Annotated in this window: 17 protein-coding genes and 1 riboswitch; of the genes, 7 read left to right on the forward strand and 10 right to left on the reverse strand. The window is 38.3% G+C overall.

What is annotated here, in order from left to right; genetic code table 11:
- Positions 1-34 precede the first annotated feature (34 nt).
- Genes ACAN52_RS02060 through ACAN52_RS02070 form a run of 3 tightly spaced genes read right to left on the reverse strand, consistent with a single transcriptional unit; the run spans position 35 to position 2,634 of the window.
- Positions 35-829 (reverse strand): ABC transporter permease, encoded by a 795-nt coding sequence (locus tag ACAN52_RS02060; RefSeq protein WP_378951454.1) that lies wholly within the window; start codon positions 827-829, stop codon positions 35-37.
- Positions 741-1,580, reverse strand: a complete 840-nt coding sequence (locus ACAN52_RS02065; RefSeq protein ID WP_378951457.1) for an ABC transporter ATP-binding protein — start codon at positions 1,578-1,580, stop codon at positions 741-743. Before ACAN52_RS02065 ends, ACAN52_RS02060 begins: the two co-directional genes overlap by 89 nt.
- A 10-nt stretch (positions 1,581-1,590) precedes the next feature.
- Positions 1,591-2,634, reverse strand: coding sequence for an aliphatic sulfonate ABC transporter substrate-binding protein (locus ACAN52_RS02070; protein WP_378951460.1), 1,044 nt, complete (start codon positions 2,632-2,634; stop codon positions 1,591-1,593).
- Positions 2,635-2,941: 307 nt separating this feature from the next.
- A riboswitch (SAM riboswitch) is annotated at positions 2,942-3,044 on the forward strand.
- 96 nt (positions 3,045-3,140) lie between these two features.
- Between ACAN52_RS02070 and ACAN52_RS02075 the strand changes: the two genes are divergently transcribed.
- The 5 genes from ACAN52_RS02075 to ACAN52_RS02095 all read left to right on the forward strand — a co-directional run bounded on the left by ACAN52_RS02075 (position 3,141) and on the right by ACAN52_RS02095 (position 7,690).
- Positions 3,141-4,277 (forward strand): trans-sulfuration enzyme family protein, encoded by a 1,137-nt coding sequence (locus tag ACAN52_RS02075; RefSeq protein ID WP_378951463.1) that lies wholly within the window; start codon positions 3,141-3,143, stop codon positions 4,275-4,277.
- A gap of 496 nt (positions 4,278-4,773) precedes the next feature.
- Complete coding sequence (locus tag ACAN52_RS02080) at positions 4,774-5,343, forward strand: tryptophan transporter (protein WP_378951466.1); 570 nt, start codon at positions 4,774-4,776, stop codon at positions 5,341-5,343.
- The gene (locus ACAN52_RS02085; protein ID WP_378951469.1) at positions 5,343-6,206 is read left to right on the forward strand and encodes an energy-coupling factor ABC transporter ATP-binding protein; all 864 of its coding nucleotides are present in this window, start codon (positions 5,343-5,345) and stop codon (positions 6,204-6,206) included. The genes ACAN52_RS02080 and ACAN52_RS02085 overlap by 1 nt, the downstream gene beginning before the upstream one ends.
- A complete protein-coding gene (locus tag ACAN52_RS02090) occupies positions 6,199-7,041 on the forward strand; it encodes an energy-coupling factor ABC transporter ATP-binding protein (protein ID WP_378951471.1) in 843 nt (280 codons plus the stop codon). Before ACAN52_RS02085 ends, ACAN52_RS02090 begins: the two co-directional genes overlap by 8 nt.
- A complete protein-coding gene (locus ACAN52_RS02095; RefSeq protein ID WP_378951474.1) occupies positions 7,016-7,690 on the forward strand; it encodes an energy-coupling factor transporter transmembrane component T family protein in 675 nt (224 codons plus the stop codon). Before ACAN52_RS02090 ends, ACAN52_RS02095 begins: the two co-directional genes overlap by 26 nt.
- 54 nt (positions 7,691-7,744) lie before the next feature.
- On the opposite strand, the gene ACAN52_RS02100 is transcribed toward ACAN52_RS02095, so the two are convergent.
- From ACAN52_RS02100 to ACAN52_RS02125, 6 genes are all read right to left on the reverse strand, one after another.
- The gene (locus ACAN52_RS02100; RefSeq protein ID WP_378951477.1) at positions 7,745-8,077 is read right to left on the reverse strand and encodes a PTS lactose/cellobiose transporter subunit IIA; all 333 of its coding nucleotides are present in this window, start codon (positions 8,075-8,077) and stop codon (positions 7,745-7,747) included.
- 34 nt (positions 8,078-8,111) lie between these two features.
- Positions 8,112-9,527 (reverse strand): PTS sugar transporter subunit IIC, encoded by a 1,416-nt coding sequence (locus tag ACAN52_RS02105; RefSeq protein WP_378951480.1) that lies wholly within the window; start codon positions 9,525-9,527, stop codon positions 8,112-8,114.
- Positions 9,528-9,545: 18 nt separating this feature from the next.
- Positions 9,546-9,857, reverse strand: a complete 312-nt coding sequence (locus ACAN52_RS02110) for a PTS sugar transporter subunit IIB (RefSeq protein WP_378951483.1) — start codon at positions 9,855-9,857, stop codon at positions 9,546-9,548.
- 216 nt (positions 9,858-10,073) lie between these two features.
- A complete protein-coding gene (locus ACAN52_RS02115; RefSeq protein WP_378951485.1) occupies positions 10,074-12,815 on the reverse strand; it encodes a sigma 54-interacting transcriptional regulator in 2,742 nt (913 codons plus the stop codon).
- Between the two features lie 185 nt (positions 12,816-13,000).
- Positions 13,001-14,350, reverse strand: coding sequence for an S-layer homology domain-containing protein (locus ACAN52_RS02120; protein ID WP_378951488.1), 1,350 nt, complete (start codon positions 14,348-14,350; stop codon positions 13,001-13,003).
- Between the two features lie 389 nt (positions 14,351-14,739).
- Complete coding sequence (locus tag ACAN52_RS02125; protein ID WP_378951491.1) at positions 14,740-15,981, reverse strand: benzoate/H(+) symporter BenE family transporter; 1,242 nt, start codon at positions 15,979-15,981, stop codon at positions 14,740-14,742.
- Between the two features lie 112 nt (positions 15,982-16,093).
- Here ACAN52_RS02125 and ACAN52_RS02130 point away from each other — a divergent pair, with 112 nt between their 5' ends.
- Positions 16,094-17,590 carry a PLP-dependent aminotransferase family protein gene (locus ACAN52_RS02130; protein ID WP_378951494.1) on the forward strand — a complete coding sequence of 499 codons (1,497 nt, stop codon included), beginning with the start codon at positions 16,094-16,096 and terminating at the stop codon, positions 17,588-17,590.
- 24 nt (positions 17,591-17,614) lie between these two features.
- On the opposite strand, the gene ACAN52_RS02135 is transcribed toward ACAN52_RS02130, so the two are convergent.
- Positions 17,615-19,249 (reverse strand): ATP-binding protein, encoded by a 1,635-nt coding sequence (locus ACAN52_RS02135; protein WP_378951497.1) that lies wholly within the window; start codon positions 19,247-19,249, stop codon positions 17,615-17,617.
- A 286-nt stretch (positions 19,250-19,535) separates the two neighbouring features.
- Between ACAN52_RS02135 and ACAN52_RS02140 the strand changes: the two genes are divergently transcribed.
- Positions 19,536-19,967 (forward strand): response regulator, encoded by a 432-nt coding sequence (locus tag ACAN52_RS02140; RefSeq protein WP_378951500.1) that lies wholly within the window; start codon positions 19,536-19,538, stop codon positions 19,965-19,967.
- Positions 19,968-19,973 lie beyond the last annotated feature (6 nt).

Below are 19,973 nucleotides of genomic sequence, written 5' to 3' on the forward strand. Positions count from 1 at the left end.
GTGTAGCACCTACTTTCACATTAAGGACGGTTGATTAGACCTTATCCAATCCCCATTTTTGCCTAATATTGATCTCCATCCGACCAAAGATCAGCTTATCCACAGCAACTCCGAGTACAACAATTACAATCATAATAGCCATAACCTGGCTAATATCAGCTAGATCTCTCCCCACCATCAGAACTTGCCCCAATCCCTTAGTGGCTGAAATCATTTCCCCAGCCATGAGCGCCCGCCAAGCAAAAGACCAACCTTGTTTTAAACCAGAAATAATGCTCGGCAAACTGGCTGGAATAATCACATTCCAATACAGATTAAAACCTTTAGCTCCCATGGTTTTTGCTGCCCGCACAAAGAGAGGATTGATGTTTTTCATCCCAGACTCAATGGCAATCGAGACCGCAAAAGTAGAACCAATTGTAATAACAAAAATAATAGCGCTCTCATTTAATCCATACCAGAGAATAGAAAAAGGTAACCAACAAATACTTGGTAGGGTTTGTAATCCTAAGATCAATGGGCTTACATGTTCATCAAGATATTTAAACCGTACAATAGCAAGCCCTACAATAATCCCAATAACAATGGATAATAAATAACCAACAATGATGCGTTTAGCACTGGCAAAAACTGCAATACCTAAACTACCATCAGCAATCAAATCCCATAAGGTCGTGAAAACAGCGATGGGAGATGGAAAAATATAAGGTTTCCATAACCGTAACCAATCTACACCAATTTTATATGCCAGTTCCCATATTGCTATCAGAATCAGATAAAATAGTATCTTTTTTACTAGTCCAATCATTGTCGAATTCAGCTTTGGCAACTTTCTCCACCTCCTCTTTCAATTCTTTCATAATATCTGCTGCCAGATAAGCTAAATCAACATTTTCAGGCTGCCTGGGTCTGGCAAGCTGAATGTGAAACTCTTTTTTAATAACCCCAGGGTTCGCTGCCATAACAATGACTCGATCAGCTAAAAGAACAGCCTCCTCCACATTATGAGTGACAAAGATAATATTCTTTTTTGTTTCAAGCCAAATTTGTTGGAGTTCAACCTGGAGAATACTCTTCGTCTGACTATCAAGAGCTGCAAAGGGTTCATCCATCAAAAGTACTTCTGAATCAAGAGTTAAGGCTCTCGCCAGTGCAACTCGCTGCCTCATTCCTCCAGATAATTCATGAATGAAACAATTTTGAAACCGAGTTAAATGCACCATTTTAAGATACTTCTCTGCTTTTTCTCGCCGCTCAGCTTTTGGAATTCCGGCAAGTTTCATCCCAAATTCAACATTATCAATGACTTTAAGCCAGGGAAATAAGGCGGCCTCTTGAAACATGACAACACGATCAGGACCGGCCTCTTTCACCTCGTTACCATTACAAATTACTCTACCCGTTGTGGCCTGTTCGAGACCAGCAATAATATTGAGGAGCGTGGATTTTCCACACCCTGATGGTCCCAAAATGCAAACAAATTCACCTTTATGAAACTCAACATTAATGTTATGGAGAGTATTGATCTTATCGGTTTTTGTGATAAAACTTTTACTTACATTCTCTACAATGACACTCATCCATAGCACCTCAATTTTCTATTTCTTTTAGCCCTTTTTCTTTTAGCACTTTATTTAAAATTTTAAAGTTAAACAAATCTTTAAGGTCTGGAGCTGCTTTAATAAACCCTGCATCTAAAGACAACTTTACAAAATCAACTACAGAATCTTTTTCTGGATCATTGGTCACTGTTAAGCGTTTAAAAGCATCATCCAAGATTTGTTTGGCCAAAGGTTTACCTGTTAGCTCTTTGATTTGTGCATTTATACTTTCTTTTGCTTTCTCAGGATTTTGATTAATATAAGATGTTAACTCAACATGAGTTCGAAGAAATTTTTCAATGAGTTCAGGATGTTCTTTAATAAATTTCGTATTGGCAACAACAACAGCTGTCGTATAATTCCCATCACGCCACACTTGTTTTTGATCTAACAATATATTCGCTTTGACTTCACTCACAAGACGTGCTCCCCATGGTTCGGGAACAAGAGCAGCATCAATTTCGCCTTTATCAAGTAAGGTTTTTATATCAGGATTATCCGCTTGCCTAACTTCTACCGTACCACCTTTGGTCGTATCCTTTAAGCCATTTTCCTGTAAAATATGGCGCAGAGATAAATCTTGGGTATTGCCGAATTGGGGAACAGCAACCTTTTTACCACTTAATTCTTTTACATTCGTTAACACTAAATCTTTTCTTGTAATTAAAATGGCCCCTGCATCTGTTGCTCCTGCAATAATCTGCAAATCACCTTTCGATTTCGTATAACCATTAATCGCAGGACCAGGTCCGATATAACCGATATCTACTTCACCAGCAAATAGAGCTTCAATTTCTGCAGGACCCGCATTAAATGTTTTCCATTCAATGGGATTTGATTCTCCTAATGCTTTCTGAAACTCACCATTGGCTCTGCCCACAAGGGCTTGAGAATGAGTAATATTAGGGAAATGAGCAATCCTAACTTTCACATTTTTGTTTTCTGCCGTATTCGTAGAAGTAGAGCATCCGCTTATTCCCCCAGCTACTGCAACAACCAGTGCCACTATAAGTCCAAGCTTTACAAATTTCATTTTCATCGTCCTCCTTATTACTTAATTTTTAATAAAATAAAAAAGACTAAGAGTATCCGCCCTTGAATAGGACATACTCTTAGCCTTTGGTTTTCCAATCGGCTGTTTTATTTAATTTTTCTGATTGTACCATGATAACTTTTACGTGTCAATCTATTTTGATTAAGAAATTTTATATACTAATACAAAAATTTTTAACTCCAAACATCAAAAATGCGATATTGAAGTTAATTTCTTTAATACAACTTATATATATAAATATTGACATCATATCACTGATTATGATATTATCATTAAAAAATTAAACTTCTTATCCAGAGTGGTCGAGGGACTGGCCCTATGACACCCGGCAACCGGCAGCAATGTCACGGTGCTAACTCCAGCAGGATGATAATCCTGAGAGATGAGAGGAAGATGTTGCAAGTTCGCAAACCTCTTTCCTCGAAAATCGGAAAGAGGTTTGTTTTTTTACTATTATTTTACGGTCATATAATAAGGAGGTTTCTATGAATCTACACTCGAAAATTGTTCATATTGGTGTCTGTACTGATGAAAAAACAGGTGCAATTAGCACACCGATTTATCAATCGGCAACATTCCGTCACCCTGCCCTTGGTCAAAGTACAGGTTTTGACTATACACGTAGTCAGAATCCTACTCGCAAGGTCTTAGAAGAAGGAATCGCTACCCTCGAAGGCGGCAGCTTAGGACTTGCTTTTGCTTCAGGTATGGCCGCTATTACGGCATTATTGATGATTTACAAGACAGGTGATCATTTAATTGTGATTGAAGATTGTTATGGCGGTACTTACCGCGTCATCGATAAAGTTTTTAACAATTTTGGTTTAACAGTCACCTTTGTTGATGGCAGCCATCTTAACGAAATCGTGGACGCCATCACACCTTCAACAAAAGCAATTATCGTTGAAACACCAACCAACCCCCTCATGAAAATTGTAGATATCTCTGCAGTTATAAAAGTTGCCCAACCTCATGGTATTCATACGATTGTTGATAATACTTTTTTAACCCCTTATTTTCAGCGTCCTCTTGAACTAGGAGCTGATGTGGTCATTCACAGTGGCAGTAAATACTTATCGGGACATAATGATTTAGTTTGTGGACTCATCGTAGCAAAAGATCTTGAACTTGGTGAACGCATTCGTTATATACAAAATTCTACTGGTGGTATCTTAGGTCCAAATGACAGCTGGCTACTCATTCGCAGTATTAAAACCCTAGCTATACGAATGGAAAAACATAATTCCAATGCCTTAGCCGTCGCAAAATGGCTCCAAAAACATCCAAGAGTGGTGAAAGTTTATTATCCAGGTCTTGATGATCATCCTGGAAAGGCTATACATGACCGTCAAGCATCTGGTTATGGCGGTATGTTATCTTTTGTTGTCGATGATGCAAAATTAGTTCCGACCATATTACGTGAGGTTAAGCTCATTCGCTTTGCGGAGAGCCTTGGTGGAGTAGAATCCCTAATTACATTACCCGCTGTACAGACCCATGCCGATGTGCCTGTTGATGTGCGGAATCGTCTAGGAATCTCGGGCTGTCTGCTTCGCTTATCTGTGGGCATTGAAAATGAAGACGATATTATTCAGGATTTAGAGCAAGCCTTATCTCTATAAGTTGCTGCCTTTAAACTTTGACTTGGTGATTCCTTGAATCTTCCACTCATTTTATCAGCCGCATCGGCGTCCAAGATTTCCCCAAAAAGTTAAATTCATTTTCACAATAAGTCTAAAAAACACCTTGACAACGATCATCTTAACTGTTACAATACGTTAAAATACATCCTTATTATCATCTATGATCAGGAAGAGTATACAATACGAAGAGGGTTTCAGCGAGCCAATGACAGTGAAAGTTTGGCACTACTCGGTATGTAGAATGGGCCTGTGAGATACAGTCTGATCCACAAATTGTGGGGTAGGCGCTGTCGGGATTCTTCCGCCGTTATCAGGAAGCAGGTATCGGATATCATGTATCCCGTACTGTGTAACACCTGGCTTTCATGAAAGCCAATCAGGGTGGCAACGCGGATTCACTCCTCGTCCCTATACAATGGGATGAGGAGTTTTTTATATTTAATTTTATAGTTAAAAATAAAGGAGAGCGATCAATATGGAACTGAATAAAAATGAACCTGAACTCATTATTCATGAAAATAATAAAGGTGGTAAGTATCGCTGGGTTACTGTCACAACCTTACTCTTAGCGATCGGGGCTATTTTACATTTAGTAAGTCCTAGTATTGGCGGCATCACTCCCAATTGGACAATTGCCATGTATTGCATTGCCATCAACTTAACCAAACCAACGGTTAAACAATCTTTCGGTATCGGACTTGTTGCTGCGGCAATCAATATTCCTACTTCAAAATCAGCTTTTCCTTACGGTAACTTATTAAGTGAACCCATCGGTGCCGTTGTTTGTGCATTAATCGTCTGTCTTTCCTGCCAAATATCCTTAGGTAAACTCAATATCAAACCTGCTATTACAGGATTTATTAGTACGGTTGCCAGCGGCATGACTTTTATTACAACCCTCAAAATTGTTCTTTCCTTACCAATGTCCGTTTATCTATATGCCATGATGCCTGTTGTCTTTTCTGTCGCCCTTCTCAATGCAGCCATCACCCAAATTCTTTATTTCCCCGCAAAGAGATTATTTGACGCTAAAGGTGAGCAATAATGTCCGACATTAGTCTGCAAAATTTTAGTTATGCCTATAACCATCCTAAAAAAGTCCTCCATAATATCAACCTTACGGTGGAAAGCGGTTCTTTTTCTGTGGTACTTGGCCCCAGTGGAGCTGGTAAAACAACCTTATGTCTTGCCATTGCAGGAGCTGTCCCCCATTACTTTGGCGGCAGTTCCGCTGGTGAAGTCCATGTAGCTGGAATTCACACGCAAAAATCTACCATGCATGACTTAGCCCTCACCGTCGGTACGGTCTTACAAGATTATGAAACTCAATTAGTCACAATGACTGTAGAAGAAGAAGTTGCCTTCAGTCTAGAGAACATCGGTACTAATCCTATAGAGATTGCCCAAAGGGTCAAAGACTCTTTGGAAAAAGTCGGTTTAACAGGTTATGATAAGGAGCCTGTCACTGCTTTATCTGGAGGGCAAAAGCAACGTCTCGTTTTGGCTAGTGTACTCGCAACAAATCCTAAAATATTAGTTCTGGATGAACCAACCTCAGCCTTAGATCCAGAAGGAACTGCATCCCTTTATCGTTTATTGGGAGAGTTAAATAAAGAACACGGTATCACAATTCTAGTCGTAGAGCACGATATTGCAACCCTTCTCCCTTATGCAGATCAGTTTATCCTTCTTGAAAATGGTCAATTGATTTTAAGCGATACCCCAGAAAATGTACTCTCTTTCATGAATAGCCAGCAAATTTTTGTTGAAGCCATACCACCTCTTTGGCAGCTTAAATTCCAATTAGAAAAACAAACCACAACACAATTTGGACCATGGCGTCGAGAACAAGACGCCATCACGGAACTTAGGCAGTTTCTTCTCAAGGAGGTAGCCAAGGATGCTTGAACTACAAAAAATCAATTTTGCTTACAAAGGTAAAGCTCCTGTGATTCATGATGTATCCCTAACCATCAACTCAGGTGAATTCATTGGGATCGTTGGTCGTAACGGCAGCGGTAAAACCACCCTGACTCGTCTTATAATGGCTTTGTTAAAACCGATATCCGGGGATATTTTATTTCAAGGCAATACCATTGCCAATCCTACCCCAGCCAAAATGGCACATCATATTGGCTATGTTTTTCAAAATCCCGATCGTCAAATTTTTCATGATACGGTCGCAGAAGAGGCTGCCTACGGTCCAAAACAGCTAGGCTATAATCCCGAACAAATCAAAGCTTTTGTCACTGAATCCCTCGCTGTTACCGGTCTCTCTGAGTTAACCAATGCCTATCCCCTCTCATTATCAAAGGGTCAAAAACAACGGCTTACCATTGCTTCGGCCCTTGCCATGCAACCGAAAATATTAATTCTTGATGAACCAACTAGTGGTCAAGATGCTCGTGAACGAGATGACCTCTTACAATTATTACGTAAGCTCAATGGTCAAGGTATGACTATCCTCCTAGTAACTCATGATATGGAACTTTTATCAGCCTGCGCCCAAAGGGCAATTGTAATGGCAAAGGGACATAAAGCTTTTGACGGCACTATTGCTCAATTGTTTGAAGATACGACCCAATTGGCAAGTTGGGGGCTAATTGAGCCAGCTGCACTTACCATTTCGAGGCAACTTGCTGATTTGGGCCTAAAACAAACAGCCTCAATTCATGAACTCAGCCAAGAACTAGTCACTCGATTAGGGAGGAATCACTATGCACACAATAGCACCCATGACTAAACTCGCCTTAACAGTCTTCGTTACCATATGGGCGATTGTACTTCAATCCCTACCTGCCTTAACCTTACTGATTATTTGCCAAATTCTCATCCTCATATCAGCTCGGGTAAGCCGTACAGTGTATAAGGGTATTGCTAGCTTATTTGTTTTTGCTGCACTACTTGCTGGTATGCAATATTTGATCAATCATGATACTCTCTTAGCCGCTGTCACCGCGAGTAAAATGATTGCTATGACACTGGTCTTTTTCATTTTACTCGCTACAACACGCATGCAAGATTTATCTGCTGCTCTGGTCATGCAATGCCATATTCCCTATGAATATGCCTTTATGCTAACGGCAGCCTTGCGATTTATCCCTGATTTCTTAGCTGAAATCACAGCCATTCAAGAAGCCCAAGCTTGCCGCGGTTATGCCCCCCAAGGCAATCTGATTCAGCGTTTTTTTTCTTATATGGCAATCATTAAACCCCTCGTCTTAAAGGCTGTCACCCGTTCAGAAACTATGGCCCTCAGCCTAGAATTACGTGGCTTTGGCAGCCGGAAAGTACGTAGTTTTGGCAATAAAGTGGCCTTGAATATCCCTGACTATGCACTGCTCCTCTCAATGGTCACAGTGACTTCATACTTAATTATTCAAATACATTAATCTTTAGAAATCAGAAATGGCGCAATCCCTATGGAATAAGGGATTGCGCCATTTTTACAGTTTTAAACTGTTCTTTATTTCTCGAATTTCTTTTTGCATGTCCATCATATTAGCCATAATATCTTTGGCTAACATACATGTCATCAGATGGTCTTGGGCATGTACCATGAGTAATTTGACTACGGTGCTATCACCCGCCGCTTCTTTTTGTATTAAATCAGTCTGGACTTTATGGGCCGCTTGCAATTGTTCTTTGGCCGAGTCCAAAGATGTTTGCGCTTCTGCATATTGCCCGTTCTTACAAAGCTGAAAGGCCTCAAAGATATCACTTCTCGCTCCGCCAGAATAAACAATGATTTTAAAAATTACCTCTTCACTGATTTCCATAATAACCTCCATATTTTATAAAATTAAGACAAGATCAGATACTAACACTATGGCTTTTACGAGAAGAATGATTCTCTGATTTCTCTTCCTGTTCTAGCAATTGTTTTTCAAAAACACGGAAGAAAGGATAATACAATACATAATCTAGTGCAACTAGGAATAAGACAAACACGCCAGCTTTCCAGTCCAATGTAGAAATGAACGCGCTGATTGGTGCTGGAGTCGTCCAAGGTGCATTTACAAATCCAGGGGCTATCATTCCGGCTTTAACAACGATGTATGCAATCACGCCATTAATGGCTCCAACAAAAATGAAAGGAATTGCTAGAACTGGATTAAAGACCAAAGGTACACCAAAAATGATAGGTTCATTGATATTGAATAAAACAGGTAACCATCCAAGTTTTGCGATGGTTTTCATCTGCTGTGATTTACTCCTTATCATTAGAAGGACCAGAGCCATCGTAGCCCCTGAGCCACCGATTAAAACAAAGCAATTCCAAAAGGGAGTTGTAAAAATATGAGTCAACGGTAATCCCGCAATTTTTTCAGTAGCATTCGCTAATAAATTGGCATCCATAAATGGCGACGCCACTCCGCCCACAATCGCGGCACCATGTAACCCCATGAACCATAATATTTGACAAAAAACAGATATAAAGAAAATTCCTGGTGCACTATCAACAGCGCTAACAAGTGGTGCAATCAATTTCATAATGGCTTCTGGTAGAATTACGTGGAAATTACTTTGTATAATCAGACTTACCATATAGAATAAAAATATATTTACAATCATAGGAAGAAGAGCTTCAAAGGATGCCGCTACAGCAGGAGGTACGCCTTCAGGCATCTTAATTGTATATTTTCTTTCCCTCATAAATTTCATCACTTCGACTACAAGTAAACCGACAATGATGGCTGTGAAAATTCCTTTGGCATCCAAAAAGTTCGAAGGTAAGACTCCTGATCCCAATTTAGCAAGTGCTTTGGCATCCATACCATCTTTTACTTTGGATAACAAGACTGCACTTTGTGTGGGTGCTGAAACCAGCAAGAAAGTTGTAGCGGCCATAATCGCGCCTGAAAGCGGATTAAGTTTATAAGATGATGCTAGATTATATCCGACTGCCATGGCAACAAACAAAGCCATAATACCCATAGTCATGGAAAAAGGAACCATAATTTCTGTGAAATTAGCCTGAGCCCACTGATGCCACCCCAATAATAATTGAGTAAAAATATCTGTCCCGGTTGCCGTCTTTGGATCAATCGGTGGGAAGGCAAGTATTAAGCATAGACCACCAACAATTGTCAGTGGAATGGCGGCAATTACACCATTACGTATCGCTAAAATATGAGGTTGGCTGGCAATGGCAGTCGCCACAGGTCCGAGTTTTTCTTCCAAGAATTGATTAACTTTCTCACCAAATGCTTGTTGTTGATCGCTCATGATAGATTCTCCTTTTATTTAATTTTTACTTTGATATAACTTTCTAGCAAAATCCAATATTTTAGCTCCTTGAAGAGTACCATAATCCATCATGTTAATGACATCTAAAGGGATGCCTTTAGTAGCTGCAATTTTCCCTAGATCCCCTTTACGGAACTTTAATTGTGGTCCGAGTAACACTACATCATACTCACTGAATTCATCCTCAAAGTTTTCTGCTGCGATGGCATGAATAACGCTACTTGCCTCTTCTGGCGTAAGAGCTTTTTTCATTTTTTCAACAACTAAGCTGGTAGACATACCCGCTGAACAAACCAATAATATTTTCATTTCATCATTTCCTTTCTTCTTTTACTCTTTTATAATGCAACTATCATGCCAATGTCCCTTTACAGAGTCCCGTATACGAGAAAACAGGCTACTATCACTGTTAGCCTGTCTATACTCTAATTTAATTTATACTCTTTTTATACACTAAATCTAAAATTCCCCAGTGCTATTCATTATTTTATACACATTAGCGTTCTTTTCTGTAAATTATACACATCATATACTCATAATTGTCCTAAATATATACCAGATCTCATCTTCTGTAAAATGTATGTGATAAAAATTTTCTAAATTTTCAATACTCAATCTAATTAATCCAAATTCATAAGAAAATTTACTCATCAGATCATCCTTACTAAAACAAGATGGACCTGGCTCATTTAATTTTATGCGTCGTATGGCACATGCCAAATGCATGATTAAGCCGACAACAATTTCGGGCTTTACTATAATCTGCATTTTTTCTTGTAATTGATCAATAAAATCATTAAAAATCCTTTGATAGTCTTCCATGTCAACATCGTCAAGTTCATTTTCCATTGCTGCAAATACTCGATTATAGATGGTATTTGTTTCAGCTTTATCAACGACTTCTCTCAGCCGTCCCAATTTATCGTCCTCAAAAAGTTCTGATACAGATACAAAGGGTATATTATAAAGATCTGGATTAAAGCTCCCTACGAGGGCTATGATTTTAGTCTCTTTCGAAAGCTTATTAATTTTATTCATGAGTTGATTTTTATCATTAATCGCAAGAGGAATGATTTGAATATTTTTATCTTTTATATTCAGCCGATCTTCTAACATATTTTTGATTTTAATCGCACTACCTTCACCCGTTGTACATAATGTAATGATAATATTACTTTTTTCAGGAACTAAGGTTTTTGTAATACTCGTCGTATAGTTTACAAATAAAGATTTATTATTTTTGATATCATCAAGCACATCGATAATACTATTTCCACTTGATGTCTTTCTCGCACACTCAATCACAATGAGAGTTGATACCATATCTAACACTTGTATTTCCAGCCCTGTTTCTTCACTAATCAGTTCACCAAACATCGTGAGAGCTCCCATATCCACAAGCAATAGCACCCCAGCACCTCGATGTTTTTTTATAATAATATCTTTTATATCTTCATAGGCGGCCTGCGGGCTCTTATCAAGTAACATATCATAAGCATAAACATTATCTGCTCCTGCCAGCTTTATCGCTACCTCTGCCATGGATGAAGCTGTACCTCTTCCATGAGTGGCAACAACTACAATAGGAATATTTTTGATCATATGTTCGCTAATGTCATCTACGGATAAAAACATGGCAATAAAACCGACTTCATCAATGGGAATATGGATATCATATTTTTGCTCAACCATCTCAGAGAAATTAAGAGCTACGGCATATTCTTTAGGATGTTTTTCAATAATATCTTTAAGGTTGTGATTGATAATTTTTTTATCTTGTTTGATTCGTTCAATACTTGATTTCATATGTAAACAAAGACCATAAAAAACCTTAGTTGGAAATACTTTTCTCAGATTTTCCCCTGCAAATTTTAAGAGATTCTCTACAATGATGATAATATCATGATCAACAATTTTAGAAAGTTCGTCTTTATTAACTCCTTGTTCAAAATTTCTGATGAATTTTTTGAAATAATTTTCAATATCAAATGACATTACAAAATTAATTTCATGTTCATCAACGCCTCGTTCCTGCAAATCCTGAATGCGTTTTTCAATATCCCCATAAAAATTTTTAGGGAGCGAATAATCATCATTTTCGACTAGTTCTTCTGTCTTGTTAGGCTTAAAGCAAATTCTAGCATCGCCTTTCAAAAGCTTATCCACCAAATCAACATGGTTTTTATATAAAATAAGACCTTGACGAACACGATTGGAAAAATCAGTACTATGTACTTGTATGCTTCTTTTTCCTCGCGAAATACACTTCATAAAAGCATTGGCACAACCAAGCTGAATGTCACTCTTGAGATGTCCAACATTACCAAAACAATTATAGAGCAGCAAACTGCGCAATGTATTATTCGAAACAATGATTTCTTTGCCGATCCGATGTGACTCTATTTTAAAAAATTCACATACTAGCTCAAATCGTTCTTCGAGCGTTCGATCTTTTAAGGCTGGTAAAGAGATATTCATGGGTATCCTACGGGTAAATGTCATGAGTAGCGAGCTATCTATTTCTTCAGTGGTCGCACAAATGATTAATAATTCGCTTTTCTTTTTATTATCAACATCGCCCAAAGGACTATATAACCCTTTATCAATCAGATAAAATAGCATTTCCTGTCCTTCTGGTGGTAGTCTATGTACTTCGTCTAAAAATAATATGCCCCCGTTAGCCTTCTCTACAATGCCAGGACGATCCTTATCCGCACCAGTAAAAGCGCCTTTTTTACAACCAAATAGATGCGCTAATAATAATTGAGGATTGTTAGCATAATCAGCACAGTTAAAGGATACGAAGGGAGCAATGGGTGAATAAATGCCACTTTCGACAGCAAAATTATGCATCATTTCAGCGAACATGGTCTTCCCCACTCCTGTAGGTCCAAGAATAATGGTATGTAGACCATGAGGCGGATACAATACGGCTGCTTTAGCGCGTTGTATACATTTCTCCAAACTTTTTGTCCCACCAATCAGCATATCAAAATTATTCTTAACATGTTGCGGTTCTGCTATAGCACTATTAGAATCCACAGCATACAAAACTGGCTTTCCTTTAATTTTTATAATTTGACCTGTATCATATAGGGCATTTAATATAGCACTTACATTTGTACGTTGCATGCCTAGACTATCAGCAATTTCACTTGCACAACAGCCGATAACACCGTGATCAACATATCTATTTTGCTCCATACAGGTTTTTTTCAAATAGTTCACGATAATATCTTGACTCTTCTTTGGTCTCATCATCATCATACTCCATCTTCCCTGATTTAAGGCGAGACTATCGAATTTATTAGATCAAATAAATCCTCAGCAATTATAAATTCTCTTTCCATCTGTTTTTCCCTTCCGAGGAACATTTTAAGAAAAGAAAAGGCTTATTATTACAATTTGCAAAAGACCGCTAACACTCGTTAGCGGCCTTTTGTATCATAATACTAAAAATGAAGGTCAACAGAAGTACGAATTAGCTTGCGCGAAAGATCTTTGGTTGCTCCAGTTGTGCCAGAAGTGTTAAGTTTCTGATCAGAGTAAAAGGTTGACCATTGAATATTTTTTCCAAGTGCATAGTCAACACCTAAGATCCATCCCTTAGAATCTGTTCGTAATGAATCCCATTCATCATCATGAGAAGGGTCACCATTTGCTCCAAATTTAAAATATCGAGCGTAAATTCCGTAAGAACCAGGAACATTAGCATCATAACCTTTATAATCTAGCCTTACATGTTGACTTGTATTAAAGTCATTTGCATTGGTTCTAGCGTAAGTCGTAGTCAATTTAAAATCTTGAGCAATTTTCGTAGTCACTGTCAATCCACCCCAACTACTCATTTGCTGAGTTGTTGTTGTCGAACTTGCAGGAACCCATACTGATGGATTCTGGGAAATATCCCAATGCCCTGCTGTTGTCGTTACCAGATTATTTTTTTTGTTACCACCAACTAGTAAATTGATATTTACATTTTTTGAAATATCGCCGTTGAAATTAACGCCATAAATGCTTGTATTCGTGGCATCCTTGAGAGTCATTGCCCCATTTCCCTGAGTCGGTTTAGCAACAAATGCAGTCGTTTTCAATTGGCCGGTAGGAAGGTCAAGCCATAAACCTGTTGCTTCATGCCCCCACACAACATTGTCAGTGAAACCAAACCATTTTCTACCGCCTGTAACACCGACGTCGCCAATCTTACCATCAGCCCAAATTCTGAACCAAGTACCATCACCAGCATTATTATCAGGAGGATTTACGCCGCCCCAACCGCTAGTCGTGTACTCATGTCTTGTCTCACTTGCCCAATGGCCTGTCCAATTGTCATTTACTTTACCAGAACCTTCTAATGCTAAGAAATAATGTTTGTTGCCGCCACCATTATTCACACCATTACTGCTATCACTATCGTATTTAGCGCGAACAAATCCACTCCATTTTAAACTATCAACTTTCTTTTCTAAACGATCATATTTCACATCCAACTTAGTTAACTCAGCGGCATATTCAAGGGATAATTTATCAATAATTGCTTTATTATTTGCGTCAGCTTGATCTAGCTTAGACATGGCTTTTGCTACAATAATTGCCATTTCATAACGGCTGATGGGTTGATCGCCACGAAAACTATGATCCCCATACCCTTCAAGAATACCATTATTAACCAATTGAGTAACCGCACCATATGACCAGTGTTTTACAGGGACATCAGAAAAAGGATTTGCCGCTGCAAAGGATGTACCCGCTACGCCAAGTACCATTGCAGCTGCCAGGGAAGCTATTACTTTCTTTTTCATAATACAATCGCTCCTTAGGTTTTATTTCTCATGTATCGATTATGATTGCGCTCAATTCGCTCGGGAACGATCTAAGTGTCTACATTTCCTTACATCATCCAGAGCTCACTAAGTTACTCATCTATATTGCAATTAACATGCCAATATTTTCAGAATAAACGATCATTTTCATAAAATGAATTTAATTTTATTTTGAATACTATAGGCGATTCAATACTTTAGCGCAAAAAAACTTCCAAAAATTTTTTTTGGAAGTTTTAAAAGAAATTTTTTAAGAAATGGTGTGTATAATTCCCATTTCAATGTGTATATCCTTATCCTTTGATGTGTATAAATTATTTCTGAATGTGTATTTCTTTTTCTTCTTATTTGCAATGAGAGTATATTATTTATCCTTGAGACGTTATAGTTTCTTCTGAAGTTAGACTCTTAGTATTTCCTGTAAGAATATAATTCGTTACCAGACCTGCAATCAATCCCCAAAAGGCCGCTCCGACTCCTAAAATTGAAATTCCAGATATGGTAACAAGGAATGTAATCAGCGCACTTTCTTTTTGTAGTTCCTCGCTCATAGCCGATGAAAGACTAGAAATGATCGAACCAAATAATGCGAGTCCAGCGATCGTCGCAATCAATTCTTTAGGAAAAACCGAAAAAACCGAGACGATTGTTGCGCCAAAAATACTTACCAGCATATAAAGCAAACCACATGAGATCCCTGCAATATAACGTTTATCAGAATCAGTATGAGCTTCTTTGCCAGTGCAAATCGCAGCTGTAATGGCCGCTATATTGATACCATGGCTACCAAAGGGAGCGAATAACACGGATAGAATACCAGTAGCCGTAACAATCGGACTTATAGGAGCATCGTATCCATCAGCTTTAAGTAAACCAATGCCAGTAGCATTTTGTGCAGTCATGGTCACTATACACAATGGAATACCCAGACCAATAAATGCTTCCATTGAAACAGTAGGTTTAACAAAAATCGGAGTCACCAGTGAAATACTCATGTCCTCAAAATGTAATAAATTGAGATGAGAGGCCACGATTATACCCACAAATAAGGTTGCCGCCACTGCATAACGAGGATACCATCGTTTTAACCCTAAATAACATAGGATCATAGGCACTGCTAAGATTGGCAATTCTTTTAATGAAATAAAAACCTCGACACCAAACTTAAGTAAAATTCCTGCAAGCATTGCTGCAATAATGGGTTGTGGAATTCGCTTAATCACAGATGAAAAAATGCCAGAGATCCCTAAGACAGTAGCGATTAATCCTGATAAAACAAATGCACCAATGGCATCAGAATAAGGATAAATACTCCAACTGGCAACTAACAAGACCGCACCTGGTGTTGACCAGGCAGCAATGATTGGTATTTTAAACCAATAACTAAGGATAGCTCCAGTGATCCCAGCACTAAATGAGATCGCCCATATCCAAGAAGACAACATCGAATCAGTTAAACCTGCAATTTTTGCAGCTTGAAAAACAATCAATATTGGTCCTGCATAGGAAACTAAAACCGCAATCCCTCCTGCAACAATCGCAGAAAATGAACAATCATTTTTTATTCCTTCAATCACTCTACATATGCGATAATAAAATTCTTTCATCATAACTTCTCCCTTGTAGTGTTATATTTTTTCAATGTATTATAGATATATAATCATTATTTTTATATAACAGTCAACAGATCAGTATAACACTTAGATATAGAGGTGAAGGCAATTGAATATTTCTATTACTCGCCAATCTGGAATATCGATTAAGGAACAGATTAGACTGGAAATTGCACAGCGCATCCGCTCAGGACTCCTTGAAGAAGGTCGTGCACTCCCTTCCGTTCGTCAACTCGCTGCTCATTTAAAAATTAGCTTAGTGACTGCCCACCTAGTGTATAAAGCACTAAAAAAGGATGGGCTTATCGAGTCCACCCATGGTAAAGGAACTTTTGTAAAATATCGACAATCCACCTCAAATACAAATCAGCCCAACATTCCTAGAATTATAACCACAGCCTTTGACTGGCAACTTGCGATTTCTGATTATCTCCCCCGCGCTAGCTTTTGGAGCCAAAGTGCTGTGCGTCTGCCTCCTGAAATCCTTGATTTATCAACAGCATCCATTCATCATACCTTATTACCCCTTGATTTGTTACAAACTTCAATCAAACAATCTTTACATCAATATCCTCATTCTCTAGGCAGTTACCCACCTTACCAAGGTGATCCAGAATTCTTAGCTGCGATCAGTCATTATTTATTGAATCAAGGAATTTCCCTCTCTCCTCATCAGCTGATTGTTACGAATGGGACTCAACAAGGCATCGATTTATTTGCCCGAACTTTCCTCGGCCCTGAGGATGTGATCGCCATGGAAACGCCTTGTTTTTCCAGTGCCATCGATGCCTTTCGACTGAGTCACGCTACGATTCAGCCTATACCGATTGACCAAGACGGAATTCGTATTGATATTTTAGAACAATTATCCATGCATGTAAAAATCAAAGCTATTTACACCGTTCCCACATGTCAAAATCCTACTGGATCGATCATGTCTCTCAAACGTCGCAGAGAACTGTTGAACTTTGCAGAAAATAATAATATTCTCATTCTTGAAGATGACCCCCACAGAGAATTAACATTATGCCATGATACACACATAAAAAAATTACCACCAACGCTTAAATCTTTAGATACAACCGGGCGAGTGATCTATCTCAAAGGGTTTAGCAAATTTCTTTTTCCTGGACTCAGACTAGGCGTTATCGCTGCTGATGGCTCTATTTATAACCGCTTACTGGCAGTCAAGTCAATTACTGATCTAGGATCTCCCTTATGGCTTCAAAAATCCCTTATTCCCTTATTTTTCAATCCTCAACTGACAAAATATATTAAAAATCTAAATCAAACCCTCGCATATCGCAGTCAATTAGTAACCACTAAACTCGCCCAGGAATTGACTCCACACATTCAGTTTCAAAAACCACTAGGTGGCATGCATTTGTGGCTCACCTTACCATCTGCAATCTCTACAGATCACTTAATCCCCATCGCTCACCAGCAAGGAATACATTTTTTACCAGGGTCTATCTTTTTCCCCGGTGAACCAGAACTCAATCATCTGCGTATTTGCTGGACGAACCTTTCCGATCATGATTTACCAAAAGCATTAAATATACTCTGTAAAATACTCAATCATTCTGTAAATTCCATCATAGACTAATCTCTTAACAAAGAGCCTTATAACTTAATTATTGATTAATAATACCTCTTTGGGCCATGTAAAGATAAAGCTAGCTCCCTGCCCCACCTGAGAAACCAGCTCAATTTTACCGCCATGATATTGAATAATTTTCTTCACAATCGTCAAACCGACTCCTGTACTTTCACTCTTATCGCGTGGCGTTAAAGTCTGAAACATCACAAATATTTTCTCATGAAATTGGGGATCAATTCCTATACCATTATCTTTTACTACAAATTGATAATATAAGCTATCATCCGTCACTGTGATCGAAATTAAACCTTGTTTTTTATCATCTCGATACCTAATTGCATTGCCGATTAAGTTCGAAAAAACTTGCCGTAACATCGTTGCATTAGCCTCTAGGATCGGCATACCGTCTCCCACTATAATGGTTATATCATTAGGAGGCATTAATTCTTCAATGACTTGCCTAATAAGAACGTTAACATCAATCTTCGCAATCTCTATACTGGTTCGTCCGACCCGAGAATATTGCAAAATACCATTAATTAAATGCTCCATTCGTTGAGCACGACTCCGTATTAAACTTAAATATTCTTTCGTCGATTCACTGAGCTTCTTATCACTTAAATCATCTTCAACCCACTGTGACAAGTGAGTAATCGCACGTAATGGTGCCTTTAAATCATGAGATGTTACATAGGCAAACTGCTCCAATTCCAAATTACTCGCTTGCAGTCTTGCAACAACTTGATTTAATTCACTGCTCTTTTCTTTTAATTCTCCGGTGCGCATCATGACCGTATGCCTTAATTGTTCTTGCCAATTGAAAATACTATAAAATAAACCTAGTAATAGCACTAAGATAAGATATCCTAATCCCCTTACGACGATCATTTGATTCTTGACTGACTCACCCCATGAGATGCGAGGCCCTGCTGCAAATTCCCATTGTCCATCTGGTAATAATACGGTTAAAATAATCGGTTCTTCTTGAAAGAGACGATCTTCTCCATAAAATATTTTTCCATCTGTTCGCCGAATGGCAAATTGAGTGTGTTGACTTTCTTTATCAAGACCAGTTTCTGCAAAAACAACAGGCATATCGATCACCATTGTTGCAAGACCCCAAAACTCATCATCTCGATATATGGCTTGCCTCGCCACCAAACCTAAACCACCTTGCAAGAGTTGATAAGGTCCATTAAGCACCATCTGCCTTGATTCACGAGTACGCTGCAAGGCTTCTAATTGCTCTGGACGAGCTGTTTCAAAAATATTTGTTCCTATGACTTTTTCGTTACCTTGTAGTGGATACACAAGACTTGCTTTTCCACCAGGTGCAATGATCAACGTTCGAATACCACTCGTATTCTTTAGTAGTCCTTCAGCAAATTCATCAAAATGCATGGCAATATCTCCATGATTTTTAACGGCATCTGTAAAAGCTAATAATCCTTGTAAAATGGCAAAGCGTCGATTTACAGCCGCACTTAAAGCCGATGTCTTTGCAACCAACTCTGATGCAGCTGCAGCTTGAACATCTTTAATTAAAACTTCTTCATATTGTTTCAAAAAAATGAACTCTAATAAGGCTCCTAACCCAATTGCCAAAATACAAACAAGAACAACCAGTTGCTTTTGCCAGAAAATCTGTATATTTTTTTCTTTCATGCCACACTCTCCTAACCCGACTTACTGCGTTAAATGATGGCTATCTCAAGAAAAGAAAATAGAGGATTCTTATAGCGGATAGAGAATCATTCAATTATTGACTTAATTCCTTAAGAATCTACAAAATAATCAGGTTAAACGTTAATATCCATTATCGTTATTTGGATATTTTATACTACTATCATACACGTTAACAGCACTGTTGTTAACTGTTATATTACAATTTCATGATCCCTTTCTTGAATTTACATTACAACATTATTGTTTATAAAGGAGTGTATAAGGAGTGGCGAATAAAGAATTACACCTTCTACTTGTAGAAGATGATGATATAGACATTCTTAATGTAAAACGTTCTTTACGAAAACTTAATCTATTAAATCCTATACATGTAGCGCATGATGGTTTGGAGGCTCTATATTTGCTTCGTGGTACAGAAACCACCCCTCCCATTCCCTCTCCAACACTGATTCTCCTCGATATTAATATGCCTCGCATGAATGGCCTAGAATTTTTGCGTGAAATTCGTTCTGATCAGCAGCTACATCATTTAAGCGTCGTTGTATTAACAACGTCGGATGAGGAAAGAGATATTGTCGAGGCTTACCAATTCCATGTAGCAGGTTATATTTTAAAACCTGTTTTACCCGAAAAATTCTTTGAAGTGATGGTTGCCATTGAAAAATATTGGAAGTTATGTGAAAAAACAACTTCCTGAGGTGAG

Origin of the sequence: Pelosinus sp. sgz500959, from assembly GCF_042610375.1 — a bacterium.
GTDB lineage: Bacteria > Bacillota > Negativicutes > DSM-13327 > DSM-13327 > CTSoil-075.